The sequence below is a fragment of the Porphyromonas loveana genome (assembly GCF_003096695.1).
GTDB lineage: Bacteria > Bacteroidota > Bacteroidia > Bacteroidales > Porphyromonadaceae > Porphyromonas > Porphyromonas loveana.
Genome location: NZ_QEKY01000016.1, coordinates 11,758 through 25,729, shown reverse-complemented (window position 1 = coordinate 25,729; position 13,972 = coordinate 11,758). Strand labels below are relative to the sequence as shown.

Here is a 13,972-nt window from a genome sequence, read left to right as displayed (position 1 = left end):
TTTCCTGTTCTGTTTTGTCTTGCCTCATCGCAGCTGTGCCCCGAGTTTCTGCTCCAGCGTGGTACGTATCTTGGACATGATGGCTTCGATCTGCTTGTCGTTGAGCGTCTTGTCGTCGTTGCGTAGGAAGAAGCTCACGGCGTAGCTCTTCTTGCCGGCAGGCAGATTCTTGCCTTCGTACACGTCGAACAGCTCCACACGTCTCAGTAGTTTCTTCTCGCAGCCGCGAGCCAGAGACTCGATATCTGCAAAGGAGACGTTCTTGTCCAGCAGGAGAGCCAAGTCTCTCTTTACTTCGGGGAAGCGGGGCAGATCCTGCGCCTCCAGCTTGTAACGAGCCGATTCACGCATGAGTGCTTCCCAAAGCAGTTCGGCAAAGAAGACAGGTTGTTCGATGTCGAAACGCTTGGTCAAGCGAGAAGACACCTGCCCAAACGTCCCCAACAGCTTGCCGGAACGCAGCTTCACCTCCATGGCTACTGCATAAAGATCATTCTCGGTCCGCTCCAACGTATAGGCACCTGATTCTATTCCCACACGACAAAGCACCTGCTCCACGGCAGCCTTCAGCTCGAAGACAGAAGCCGGCTCATTAGGATGCGCCCAACTGTTTTCCACACGCTGACCGCTAATCCAAAGGCCTAAACGCTCATCCTCGGAATAAGCCGCAAGAGGTGTAGTCTCTGTATGCTTGGCTACATCGTATCGGTAGCAGCGTCCCCACTCGAAGAGATAGAGCGCGTGATGCTTGCGACGCAGATTGTGGCTCACTGTCTCCAGACCTCCGAAGAGGAGAGTCTGTCGCATACAGTTGAGTTCCTGACTGAGCGGATTCATCAGCTCCACTGCCGAAGCACGCGGGACTGTCTGAAGCTCATCGTAGTAAGCACCTGCCGTGAGCGAATTGTTGAGTATTTCGTTGTATCCGGCACCTACAAGTTGCTCGGAGATGACTGTCTGCCACTTATAGCACATGTCTGTCTCGGTCTTGTGCCCCAGATTGGCGCGTACATAGCCCGTCAGCTCTACTTGATTGTAACCGTAGATACGCATGATGTCTTCAATGACGTCCACGTCGCGTGTCACGTCCGTTCGGTAGCGGGGCACCTCCAAGGTCATCACACCATCCTGCTCTCGGACAATACGGATCTCCAGACTGTCGAGGATGCTGCGCACCATATCCGGTGCTATGGCTTGACCGATGACGGTATTCACCTTGTCGAAAGAAAGACTGATTTCATAAGGAGGTTGCGGATGGGGATAGACATCCGTCATTCCGCCGAGACGTCCTCCGGCGATTTCGAGAATGAGGGATGTGGCACGACGCAAAGCCCAATCCGTACGTTCGGGGTCAAGCCCGCGCTCGAAACGGAAAGAGCTGTCAGTATTCAATCCCAAACGGCGAGCCGTACGGCGCACCATCGTAGGATTAAAGTTGGCACTCTCGAGGAATACATCTTGCGTGGCCTCCGTTACACCGGAACCCAAGCCGCCAAATACACCGGCCACACACATGGGCTGTCCACCAGCGTTGCAAATCCTCAGATCAGTCGCCGCGAGCTTGCGCTCCACACCGTCGAGCGTGACAAAGGGCGTACCCTCGGCCACAGTCTGCACGATCACCCGACCGCCCTTTATCTGAGCCATGTCGAATGCATGTAGCGGATGTCCAAACTCATGCAGCACATAGTTGGTGATATCCACTATATTATTGATCGGTCGCAGACCGATAGCAAGTAGTCTATTGCGCAGCCACTCAGGACTTTCTCCCACAGTCACACCACGAATAACCATCCCTTGGTAGCGAGGACAAGCCGTAGCATCGGGTACTTCCACGGGCATCTTGTCTGCAACATCGCCCTCTGGGAGGTGCACATCGGGCAGGCGAAGCGCTGCGGGACGGCCATAACGCTTGAGAGCAGCCGCCAGATCACGAGCCACACCATAGTGCGAGGTGGCATCTACACGGTTGGGCGTAATGTCCACTTCGATGCAGTAGTCGCTTTCTACGTGATAGTATTCGGCAGCAGGCATCCCCACAGGCGCATCGTTCGGCAGGACGATGATACCATCGCTTGCCGTACCCACGCCGATCTCCACTTCGGAACAGATCATTCCGAAGCTCTCTACACCGCGGATTTTGGATTTCTTGATACTGAACTCCTCCTCGCCTTGATAGAGCGTGGTACCCACCGTCGCCACTACGACCTTCTGATCGGCAGCGACATTGGGCGCACCGCATACGATCTGCAGCGGCTCATCAGCCCCCACATTCACTGTGGTAACATGAAGGTGATCCGAATTGGGGTGCACTTCGCAGGTGAGGACATGGCCGATCACGAGACCGCGAAGTCCGCCTCGTATCGTCTCTATCTCTTCTACTCCTCCCGTTTCCAATCCGATGGAGGTAAGCGTATCGGCTACTTCCTGCGGAGCGAGATCACAAGGCAGGTAATCCTGAAGCCATTTGTATGAAATATTCATCTTTAGTTACGTTAGTACGCCCAGATTAGTGCCACGCATAGCCCATTGCAACAGGCACTATATGGTAAATTTATGAGCCTACAAATTTAGCTTTTTTCTCGGGAGTACTTAGAATCTCGCGCGTCTTACTCCCGTTTATACGCACGAAAATCTCACACGCCTCCTTTGGAGCGACAAGAATTTAAGCTATGCACAGTGCAACTAAACTGTTTTCTCAAGACAATATCATCATCTATCACAAAAAAGCGGAGCATCCGTAGTGGAGGCTCCGCTGTATGGTAAAAAAGAAAAGAATGGTAAACCCATCAAACCTTGCCACGAAAGACAGGCACGCTAATGTGATATTTGACGGCTATGAAGCGTACAGCTATCACGATAAAAGCAGCAATGAACTGCACGATGCCGATAGGCACTGTCGTAAACAACAGCCCCACATAAACAGCTCCTCCGAGGAGACAAGCAGTAGCATATATGTCTTTGCGGAATATCAGAGGTGTCTGATTGATAAGAATGTCACGTATCATACCACCAAAAGAGCCCGTAACAGTACCCATAACAATAGCCAACCACCAGGCATAGCCACAGTCAAACGTCTTGGCAACGCCTACAACGGTGAAAAGGCCAATACCGATCGTATCGAAAAGGAAGACGGTATTATTGAGTCGCACGACATACTTCCTAAAGCTGATGGTAAAGATGAGAGCCAACAGAGAAATGAAGAGATAAGAGGGTTGCTCCATCCAAAAGGGAGGGATATTGAGCAGTACATCACGCACTGTCCCGCCACCAATAGCAGTTACAACCCCTACGACATAGGCACCAAACCAATCGAATCGTCGTGCGGCGGCCAATCTAATCCCACTGATGGCAAAAGCAAAGGTGCCAAGGTAATCACACCACGTGATAAATTCGGTAACGCTCTCTTGGATACCCGACATGGTACTGTAAGCTTACTTGATAATCCAATACAACGAATGAGTGACAGCTTAGTACTGCTCGTCCTTATTGGGGAAGTCCATGCTCTTCACATCTGCAATATAATGCTTGAGAGCCTGAGCTATGTCCGCAGAGAGATTGGCATAGCGTCGCAAGAAACGTGGGCTAAAGCCTTCCGTAATACCAAGCATGTCATGCATGACAAGGACTTGACCGTCCACACCACCTCCGGCTCCGATACCAATAACAGGAATGCTAAGCTCTGAAGCAACGCGCGCTGCCAACTCGGCAGGGATCTTCTCCAGAACAAGAGCAAAACATCCTAGCTCCTCCAACAGATGGGCATCTTGGATAAGCTTCTCGGCTTCTGCCTCTTCTTTCGCTCTCACGTTATAAGTGCCAAACTTATTGATGCTCTGAGGCATCAGCCCCAAGTGTCCCATTATGGGAATACCTGCCGAGAGAATCCTGACGATGGACTCGCGCACTTCGGCTCCTCCCTCGAGCTTGATACAGTCGGCATGGGTTTCCTTCATGACACGAATGGCCGAACATAGTGCCTCCTTCGAGTTACCCTGGTAAGAACCAAAAGGCAAATCAACGACAACAAGCGCACGTCGAACAGCTTTCATCACAGACTTCCCATGGTAAATCATCTGATCAAGCGTAATAGGCAAGGTCGTAATGTTACCGGCCATAACGTTCGAAGCAGAGTCGCCCACGAGGATGATATCCATACCGGCCTCATCAACGATCTTAGCCATCGAATAGTCATAAGCTGTGAGCATGGAGATCTTCTCCCCACGGCTCTTCATCTCAAAGAGGCGATGTGTCGTCACCTTACGGGTATCTTCCGGTTGGTATGTGGACATGATAGGTGGGTATTATTAGATGTAATACAATGTTGTGATACGATGTCACAAAAGGAATCAACTGAGGTTATTCCCACTCGATCGTGCTGGGCGGCTTGGAAGAGATGTCGTAAACCACGCGATTGACACCGCGTACCTTGTTGATGATCTCGTTAGACACCTTCGCCAAGAAGTCGTATGGCAAGTGTGCCCAGTCTGCACTCATGGCATCCATCGAAGTGACAGCACGCAAAGCGACTGTATATTCATAGGTACGTTCATCTCCCATGACACCTACAGAGCGTACGGGCAGCAAGATAACTCCTGCCTGCCACACCTGATCATACAGTCCCCATTCACGCATGAGACTCATGTATATGTCATCTGCATTCTGCAGTATCGTCGCTTTCTCCTCTGTGATCTCCCCAAGGATACGGATACCCAATCCCGGACCGGGGAAAGGATGGCGATGAATGAGGTGAGGCATCATACCCAACTCCAAGCCCACTCGGCGCACTTCATCCTTAAAGAGAGTCCGTAAGGGTTCTACGAGACGGAGGTTCATTCGCTCGGGCAGTCCACCAACATTGTGATGGCTCTTGATCACCATACCGGTGATACTCAAGCTCTCTATCACGTCGGGATAGATAGTACCCTGTCCCAACCACTTGATCCCTTCGAGCTTATGCGCCTCTTCATCAAATACTTCGATAAAGCCACGACCTATGATCTTACGCTTCTCTTCGGGATCGGTCACACCTTTGAGTGCGGAGAAGAACTTCTCTTTCGCGTTCACTCCTATGACATTGAGCCCTAAGTGCTCATAGTCTTGTAGTACGCGTTCGAACTCACCTTTACGTAGGAGGCCGTGATCCACAAATATACAAGTGAGGTTACTGCCGATAGCTTTGTTCAAGAGCACCGCTACAACAGAGCTGTCAACGCCACCTGACAACGCCAAGATCACCTTGTCGTCACCCAACTTATTTCGCAATTCTTGCACTGTTGTCTCAATGAAGGATGCCGGCGTCCAATCGCGCTTCATTCCGCATATATCAAGGAAGTTGCCGAGAAGCTTCGTGCCCTCTTCCGAGTGATATATTTCGGGATGGAACTGAACACCCCACGTCTGCTCCCCTTCGATACGGAAGGCTGCATAGGGAACATCCTCTGTCCCGGCTATCACGTCAAAGCCTGAGGGAAGAGCTGTGATCGTATCTCCGTGAGACATCCACACAGTCGTACCGGGCTGCAATCCTTTGAGAAGAGCATCATCGGCTTGTTTGAACTCCAAGTGAGCCCGTCCGTACTCGCGGGTTTCGCAGGACTCCACTTTGCCACCGGCCTGATCTACGAGGCTTTGCGCCCCATAACAGATGCCCAACAAAGGCAGTCTGCCTCGGATTTCGTCGAGAGGGATGCGGAAGGCTTTGCTGTCGTACACGGAGTAAGGGCTACCCGATAGGATGATACCGCGCACTCCTGTCAGGTCTTCCGGCAGTTTGTTATAGGGATAAACCTCGCAGTAAGTGTTCAGTTCGCGAATACGTCTGGCGATAAGCTGCGTTGTCTGTGAACCGAAATCAAGAATAATGAGCTTTTCCAACATGGAGAAAACAGTCTTTTAATTGTATTACAGGCGCAAAGGTAAATCAAACGGTTCATCCCACCAATGATATGAGCCGACAGAGCACAGCATAGTATCTCACAGGTGTAAGAACCGGCAAAAAGCATCCCCTCGAAAGGGCCTGACCGGACTTTCGAGGGGATGGTATAAATGAGATATCGTGAAGGACGCTTAGAAAGCGTATTCTTGAACGAAGGTCGTCGCAGCTTGTATCTGCTTGTACATCACGACGTCGTCTTCCACTTTCGGTGCCACTTTGCGCAGTTCCGTCAGCATCTTCTCCAAGTAAGGAGAGGTCTTTGTCGGACGACGGAACTCGAAAGCCTGAGCGGCATCCAATAGCTCTATCGCGAAGATCATCTCCAGATTCTCGATGATGGAGAGGAGCTTTGTAGCAGCATTTGCGCCCATTGACACGTGGTCTTCCTGTCCGTTGCTGCTGACGATACTGTCGCTTGCGGCCGAGAAGCAATACATTTTGTTCTTGCTCACCATAGCTGCGGCAGCATACTGCGGGATCATGAAGCCACTGTTTAGGCCGGGATTGGCGACAAGGAACTCAGGGAGTTCGCGCAAGCCCAGGATAAGCTGAGCGGTACGACGCTCGCTTATGTTGCCAAGTTCAGCAAGTGCGATGGCCAAGAAGTCGTAGACGATGGCCAAAGGCTGCCCGTGGAAGTTACCACCCGACACTACTAAGTCCTCATCCGGGAAGACGGTCGGATTGTCAGTTACTGAATTGATCTCACGAACGACCACTTCGGTGACGTAGTTGATCGCGTCGCGACTGGCACCATGAACCTGAGGCATGCAGCGGAAGCTATAGGGGTCTTGTACCTGCTTCTTAGGTTTTGCCAGCTGTTCGCTACCGTTCAACACTTCCTTCAGATGGCGTGCTACTGCCAATTGGCCCGGATGGGGGCGGATGATGTGCAGGTTATCAGTGAAGGGAGCATCGAGACCGTCGAAGGCTTCGAGCGAGAGCGCTCCGATGCAATCGGCAACTTCTGCCAGGCGATGCGCCTTGAGGAGAGCGTAGACACCATGGCTACTCATGAACTGAGTGCCATTGAGGAGAGCCAGCCCTTCCTTGCTCTTTAGGATGATCTTTTCCCATCCAAACTCCTGCATCACCTCGGCGGCATCGCGCTTCTGACCCTTGTACATCACCTCTCCTTCACCAATGAGCGGGAGGAAGAGATTGGCCAATGGGGCGAGATCGCCCGATGCACCCAACGAACCCCTATCGTAGACGATGGGGAGTACATCGTGATTGAGCATGTCGAGGATACGTTCGACCGTGCAGAGCTGTACGCCGCTATGTCCCAGCTGTAGAGCATGTGCCTTGAGGAGGAGCATGAGACGCACGATGTCGGCATGTACGGGTGTGCCGCAACTGCAGGCATGGCTCTTGACCAAGTTCTCCTGCAAGGCGGTGAGTTGATCCGGCGTTATCGTACGATTGCACAGAGATCCGAAGCCTGTCGTCACGCCGTATATGGGCTTATCAGACTGCTTCACCTTCTCATCGAGGTAGCATCGGCAGTGTTCTATACGGGCGACAGCCTCGGGAGATAGTTCCAAACGGAAGGGATGATCGAGGTATTCGCGGAGCAAGTCCAGCGAGAGAGCCTCGGAACCTATCTGAAATGTGGTGCGTGCCATCGTATTATTCGCAAGCTTTTTTAGTGATGGCGAGTACCTCTGCTTCGCGTCGTACAGCGTCCGCCTCTATGGCATCCGCTTCCTGAGCATGTGAGCGTACGAAGTCTTCGTCCTTGATGGAAGTCAGGTTGATACGTACGTTCAGCAGGGCACCGATAATAGCAGTGCGGGCACACATCATGGCCACGCAGCCGTCAGTAATAGCATTTTGGTTACCCTTGGCTACTACTGCTTCGATGAGAGGAAGGAGACTATGCACACGGCGCGCCACTTCCATGGGGACGGAAGCTGCGTACTTGGTCATCTCTTGAATCTGAGCTGAGCGCACAGCCTTCTCGTCGTCAGTCTCCTTAGGGAGCTTAAATGCTGCGAACACCTTATTGTAGGCATCGCTGTCACGGTCGATATCCAGCACCAGTTCCTTCTGGATGGCAGCGGCCTGAGCAGCTATCGTTTGCATTTCAGCTTCGACTTCCACATACTTCTTCTTCCCTATCGTCAGGTTGGCCACCATTTCGGCAAGCGCAGCAGCGATAGAACCATTAAGGGCGGAAATACTGCCGCCTCCGGGTACAGGCTCCTGTCCCGCTGTCTCGGCGAGGAAGCCCTTTACTGTAAGATCTGTTAGAATCATATGAGTGATGATTAGTGATTATAGGAATGGTATCTGATAGATGAAGCCGGCACGAAGGGTATTGGTGCTCTCCGTCGCCGTGGCGTCGTATTGGTAATGACGGCCGATATAGGTGAGGAAGAGACGGAAGTTCGTCTCGGTAGGATAGTATTCCACCCCTCCCATATAACCGTATGAATGGCGGGTATGGCTCGTATTGCCGTATTGGGCAGGAGCGTATCCGTACTCGTACATACCCTTAGCGAAGAGATTGATGCTCTTGTCGATGCGGAAGTTCCACTTCGATACCAGGGCTGCATACTTCACGTCGGTGAGGGTCTTCCCGCCGCCGTATCGCATGCTCATGATACCCTTGTCATCCAGCCCTTCAATAGAATAAGTGAGGTCTATGTACCCGTCGATATTACGGGTGGGACGTATCAGATGGCCGGCAGTAAAGTACCAGAGGTTGCGTTCCTTGGCGAGATGTCCGAGGGAAACAGCGTAACGCATATGGAGAGCACCCTGTAGAAAGGTACCGTTCCAATGTGTCGTATAGAGGAGAGGATAGCGCGTGCGGGTAGCCACATCGGCTGTCACTTGGTAGCGATCCTCGAACGAATCGTTGTAAGCATTCAGTATCTGTAGCTGTACTTGATGCTGTGGGTGGAGGTTCCAGGCAAAGTTGACACCCGTGGTATAACACGTCATATAATCTACAAGGTCACTATACTGATAGATGTCCACGGGGTTCATGTCGTACTCTATACCGCCGAATCGGGCGTATTGCCTACCAAAGAAGAAGGACACCTTCTCGTTGGGATGCCAGTCCACACCTGCGATGTCTATGGCATTGGACAGATTGTCGGCGAAGGACGACCCGTCGGCTGCGCGGTTGAGACGCTGCCTCCAGTCGAAACTAAGCTGTCGGGATAGTTCGCCGTGCGCCTGGATGCGTAGTTCATGTACCTTGAATCGTGCGCGTTGCGACTCGTCGTCATTGAGCGGATGTTCGAAGAATGACTGGACACCGAGGTTGACTTTGAGCTTCTCCGATTTCTTCTCCAAGCCGAACACACGCTCGGCCAGCGAGCGCTCGCCCTGATGTCTCTCGTGAGATCTATGTTGGGCAGTGGCAGCGGCGACAGTAAGGAGCAGGGCTGCCCAAGTGAGGATGGTTCTGTTCATATCGTGTCGTTAGCGATGTGATGTGGTGTGCTTAGATGAGGGAGATCAGGACGAAAAGCCAGTGAGCAAAGATGCCTGCCACGAGACCGCCGATAGTGTGCGCCGTGATGGCTTGTGAGATGAGGCGGCGATACTTCAGGCTGTCGAGCATGGCCGTATGGGTGCTCAGGAAGCCACTCCAGCACATACCCATGGCAGTGAACACGGCGACGGCATTGCCATCAAGGATGCCTTGGTCGGCGAAGTTAGGGACGAGACCGAGGGCAGCACCTACGGCTCCGAGGGCAGTAATAGGAAAGGCGATGAGACGCGAGTCCTCGAAACCGAAGAGCCAACGGAAGATGAAGTCCACCTTATCGGCCAATGCGGGCAGCAAGCCCACGCCCTCGTAGGCCTCACCATTGTATATACCGTCGGCACCGGGGCCGTTGGTGAGCATCATAACGGCAGTACTGATGATAAGCACGCCCGGTATGATGGCCAGGCCGAGATCCACTCCTGTCTTGCCTCCGTCCAGGATGGCATTGAGGGTACGTATGAAGATGTTGTCGTGACTATCCTTCACTTCCTCCTCCTGCATATTGTCCACATGGACGGGACTATCGAGTTCGGGGTAACGCTTGAGCGTGCTGCGCTGCATGAGACGTGTGCTCACGATGCTACCCACGATAGCTCCTGCGAGGCCTATCATCGCGCCGGATCCGTGCCCCTTACCTGCCATGAAGATGATGACGACGAGCCCCATGCCGAAGGCCGTACCGAAGTTGGTGAGGCTGACGAGCTGATATTTCTTGAAGAAGGTACAGAACTTCCTGTCCTGAGCCAGTGTGATGATGGCAGGATTATCACTCAGGAAGGTGAGAATGCCCCCGAGGGCGGAGACGCCCGGCAGGTTGTAGAGCGGCTTCATCAGGGGCCTTAGCAGACGCTCCAGCATATCTACGATATGGAACTCCACGAGCAGACTGCCGAGGGCACCGCTCAGTACTGTGATACCCATGATATAGAACACGGTCTCGAGCAGTAGATGGTAGGAGGTCTGCATGATAGTATTGAGCATATTGGGCAGGCTCATTACATGGCCGATATACCCAAAGATGCCGAAGAAGAGGACGATGAAGCCGAGGGCTTCGATCAGATGGCGACGGAATTTTCTGTTGTCGTGTTCTTGCGATCTTGTCTCCATAGGGACGATAAGCGTGTGTGATGTGTGGAGTGAGGACACGACGGCGGCCGGGCGGCATCGTGATGTCTGCCGGACCACCTTCGTGTCGTGTGATAGGATTAGTTACTTGGCGTAAACGATGCGTCCCGCCTTGATCGTGTGCGATACGAGGTTCATGCCGAAGTGGTAGGACAGGAACTTGTAGGAGGGATATTCGAGTACTACGAGGTCGCCCTTCTTGCCCTTCTCGATGCTACCGATCTGTCGTTCGCGGCCGATGGCTGCGGCGCCGTTGATGGTAAGAGCCGTCACAGCCTCCTCCACCGTCATGCCCATGTAGATGGTAGCCAGTGCGAAGAGGAGGGGAATGGAGGCAGAGAAACAGCTGCCGGGATTGAGGTCGCTGGCCAAAGCCACGGCACATCCGGCGTCGATCATCCGTCGTGCGGGAGCATAGTCCGCCTTGAGGCTGAAGGCAGTACAGGGCAGCAGGGTGGCGATGGTATTGCTCTTGGCCAGGGCTTCGATACCGCGGTCCGAGATCTGCAACAGGTGGTCTGCCGAGAGACAACCCAGCTCTGCCGCCAGCTCCGCCCCGCCGAAGGGGACGATCTCATCTGCATGCATCTTGAGAGCGAGGCCTGCTTCGCGGGCAGCCGTCAGCATCTTGCGGGTCTCCGCGTGGTCGAATACCCCCTTCTCCGTGAATATGTCGCAGCACTCTGCCAAGCCCTCTCGGGCGACAACGGGCAGTACTTCGCGGCAGAGGTACTCGATGAAGTCGGTGCTCCTACCTTTGTATTCGGGGGGCGTGTCGTGTGCTCCCATGAAGGTGGAGAAGATGTCGAGGGGCTGGAGTTCTTGGAGTTGGCGCACGACGCGAAGTTGTTTCAGCTCGGTCTCCAGCTCCATGCCGTAGCCACTCTTAGCTTCTACGGTGGTGACGCCCATGTGCATCATATTGGTCAGATGGCGTAGTGCCGAGGCACGGAGCGTGTCCTCCGACTCGGTACGAGTGGCGCGCATCGTGCTGGCGATACCGCCTCCGCGCTCCATGATACTCATGTAGCTGTCGCCGGCGAGGCGCCATTGGAACTCATCCTCCCGATAGCCGCCGAAGACCAAGTGGGTGTGACTGTCCACAAAACCAGGGAGTACGCAGCGTCCCGTGGCGTCCAGCTCCTCGCAACCGGCTGTCTCTCCGCGGGGGACGTCCTGTTGGGAGCCGGCAAAGGTGATGATGCCCTCGCGGATAACTACTGCCGCGGGGCCTTCGATGACGTGGAGGTCGCCCATGGCTGCCTTGCCGTGTTTGGCTTCGGAGCCGTGGCATGTGACGAGCTGGGCGATATTTTTGATGTAGAGATTCATGTCCTTCTGTATGGGATGAAAGGATAGAGACGGGGGGCAGATACCGATGCACCTGCCCCCTGCCTACTGATATTACTCCATGATACGCGACTCGAGTATCTGGTCGATCGAGAAGTTCTCAATGCCCAGATAATACTCGGCACAGTCGATAAGAGCCTGCATGGGCACGAGGCCGATCACCTCGCTACCCACCACACTGACACCATAGCGGGCGGCCTCCATGCGTACCATTTCGTGGGCACGATAGACGGCTGTCTTGGTGAAGTCGGTGAGGTTCATGGACACCTGCACGATGCCGCGGTCGGTAAGCTCCACGCCCATGGCTTTGCAGAAGCGTAGTCCGCCGCCGAGGAAGCGTACCTTCTTGGCGATGGCATCGGCAATGGAGAGGTCGCCCGTATTGAGGTTCACGTTATAAGCCACGAGTGGCATGCGGGCACCCACTGCGACGGCACCGGCCGTCGGGTGGCAGGCTGCGGGACCAAAGTCGGGACGCCATGCGGGTTCCTTTATCTTCTCTGCCATGCCTTCGAACTCGCCCTTGCGGATCTTCGCCAGATTCTCGCGGTCGGGATGCGTAGCTGATTTCTCATAGAGGAACACGGGCACGCCGTACTTCTCACCGATTACTTGTCCCACCTCCTTGGCGAGCTTGTCGGCATCTTCGGCCGTTACATTCTTGATAGGGATGAAGGGGATCACGTCCACGGCCCCCATTCTCGGGTGCTGACCCTCGTGACGGGTGAGGTCGATGAGCTCGACGGCGATGCCCACGGCTTCCAATACTGCCTCGCGGAGGGGCTCGGGTTCGCCCACCACCGTCACGACGAGACGGTTATGATCCTCGTCATTGCTGTAGTTGAGGAGCTTGACTCCTTCGCGGGTACGGAAGGGGTTTACTATCTTCTCGATCTTCTCTTTGTCGCGGCCCTCCGAGAAGTTGGGCACGCATTCCATGATTCTTGATAGCGCCATGTCAATGTTATTAGTTGTGGTTAGTTCCTTATATTATAATAGGAGTATCGTTACAGTCCGCCCCCTATGCTACCCTCGGCACCGCTGCCGGGATCGGACGGTGTGGCGGGAGTGGCAGACTGCCCGCCGGGTTTCTTCTTGGGCTGCGGCTCCACACGCTCGTATGTGAAGGCCAGCTTGGACGAGCCCGGGCGTATCTTGCCTCGTGCGATGATGCCCTTGATCTCGGCAGAGGGCACGTAGACGAGTCTGTGGCGAGCGATCTGATCGACGGTAAATTCCTTCGGATTGAGCACTTGGGGGGAGCCGAACGACAGGCGGAAGCTGCCCAACTCACCGATGCGTACCGTCTTACCGTTGGGGAGTTCGTCGCTGAGGATATTGACCAGACGGTCGAGAATCCCCTTCACATCGGCCGATGTCAGGGACGATTCCTCGGCAATGCGCTTGCAGAGGCTGTGGAATGTGATGATGTCTTGCGCCGCAGGCTGGGCAGAATAGACGTCTTTACCTTTGTTGGGGCCGATGGTGGCCACACTTTTCTTGAGTACGTACTTCAGTGGCATACTATTGTCATTATATTATAATTGTATTGGATCTCATTCTGTCGTTCTCGGACAGCCCTCGGAAGGCTCCTCACACAAGGATACTGTTACTCGCCGAAAAACATACTGTCGTTTCGGGCGAAACATACTGTCGTTCCAAGCGAAATATACTGTCGTTTCGGACGGAATATACTGTCGTTTCTTCCGCACCATCACGAAGCCTCTCCACCCTCCTCGTGTCATCACCCCAAGAACGTCGGCTCGTAGCGGCTCGCGCCTCGCATCGGTAGCCCCGACACATCGGCTCCATAGCCCGCCGCATTAGCCGCCGCAAAGGTATCAAATAGTTCGATTATCCCATACCTCGCAACGGCATTCGTAACCTATCGACAAGATTGTATCATGGGATAACCACCTGCATGATAGAGACAAGGTCCGCGAGCTTGCATTGTTTTTTTATTACTTTTGGCCGGAAAAATCATATCGACTACTGCGAGTCAACATGAGAGAAGAAGGCAGCACAAGGGGAAGAAGCAGCCTGAGAACCGGAAA

At 53.8% G+C, this 13,972-nt stretch carries 11 protein-coding genes; all 11 read right to left on the bottom strand.

What is annotated here, in order from left to right:
* Positions 1-24: 24 nt before the first annotated feature.
* Positions 25-2,484: a phenylalanine--tRNA ligase subunit beta gene (gene pheT, locus C7382_RS08530; RefSeq protein ID WP_116679867.1), complete on the bottom strand. Its 2,460-nt coding sequence runs from the start codon at positions 2,482-2,484 to the stop codon at positions 25-27.
* Between the two features lie 305 nt (positions 2,485-2,789).
* Positions 2,790-3,422: a trimeric intracellular cation channel family protein gene (locus C7382_RS08525; protein ID WP_116679866.1), complete on the bottom strand. Its 633-nt coding sequence runs from the start codon at positions 3,420-3,422 to the stop codon at positions 2,790-2,792.
* Positions 3,423-3,470: 48 nt separating this feature from the next.
* On the bottom strand, positions 3,471-4,292 hold the full coding sequence (gene panB, locus C7382_RS08520) for a 3-methyl-2-oxobutanoate hydroxymethyltransferase (RefSeq protein WP_116679865.1): 822 nt from the start codon (positions 4,290-4,292) through the stop codon (positions 3,471-3,473).
* Between the two features lie 67 nt (positions 4,293-4,359).
* Positions 4,360-5,880 (bottom strand): glutamine-hydrolyzing GMP synthase, encoded by a 1,521-nt coding sequence (gene guaA, locus C7382_RS08515; protein WP_116679864.1) that lies wholly within the window; start codon positions 5,878-5,880, stop codon positions 4,360-4,362.
* A 189-nt stretch (positions 5,881-6,069) separates the two neighbouring features.
* Positions 6,070-7,563, bottom strand: a complete 1,494-nt coding sequence (gene hutH / locus C7382_RS08510; RefSeq protein WP_116679863.1) for a histidine ammonia-lyase — start codon at positions 7,561-7,563, stop codon at positions 6,070-6,072.
* 4 nt (positions 7,564-7,567) lie between these two features.
* The gene (locus tag C7382_RS08505; RefSeq protein ID WP_116679862.1) at positions 7,568-8,197 is read right to left on the bottom strand and encodes a cyclodeaminase/cyclohydrolase family protein; all 630 of its coding nucleotides are present in this window, start codon (positions 8,195-8,197) and stop codon (positions 7,568-7,570) included.
* Between the two features lie 18 nt (positions 8,198-8,215).
* Complete coding sequence (locus C7382_RS08500; RefSeq protein WP_116679861.1) at positions 8,216-9,364, bottom strand: porin; 1,149 nt, start codon at positions 9,362-9,364, stop codon at positions 8,216-8,218.
* A 31-nt stretch (positions 9,365-9,395) separates the two neighbouring features.
* Entirely contained in the window at positions 9,396-10,550 is a 1,155-nt protein-coding gene (locus C7382_RS08495) for a nucleoside recognition domain-containing protein (RefSeq protein WP_116679860.1), read from the bottom strand.
* Between the two features lie 102 nt (positions 10,551-10,652).
* Entirely contained in the window at positions 10,653-11,900 is a 1,248-nt protein-coding gene (hutI, locus tag C7382_RS08490) for an imidazolonepropionase (protein ID WP_116679859.1), read from the bottom strand.
* 72 nt (positions 11,901-11,972) lie between these two features.
* Complete coding sequence (gene ftcD / locus C7382_RS08485) at positions 11,973-12,875, bottom strand: glutamate formimidoyltransferase (RefSeq protein ID WP_116679858.1); 903 nt, start codon at positions 12,873-12,875, stop codon at positions 11,973-11,975.
* 50 nt (positions 12,876-12,925) lie between these two features.
* A complete protein-coding gene (locus tag C7382_RS08480) occupies positions 12,926-13,441 on the bottom strand; it encodes an HU family DNA-binding protein (RefSeq protein WP_116679857.1) in 516 nt (171 codons plus the stop codon).
* Between the last annotated feature and the right edge of the window lie 531 nt (positions 13,442-13,972).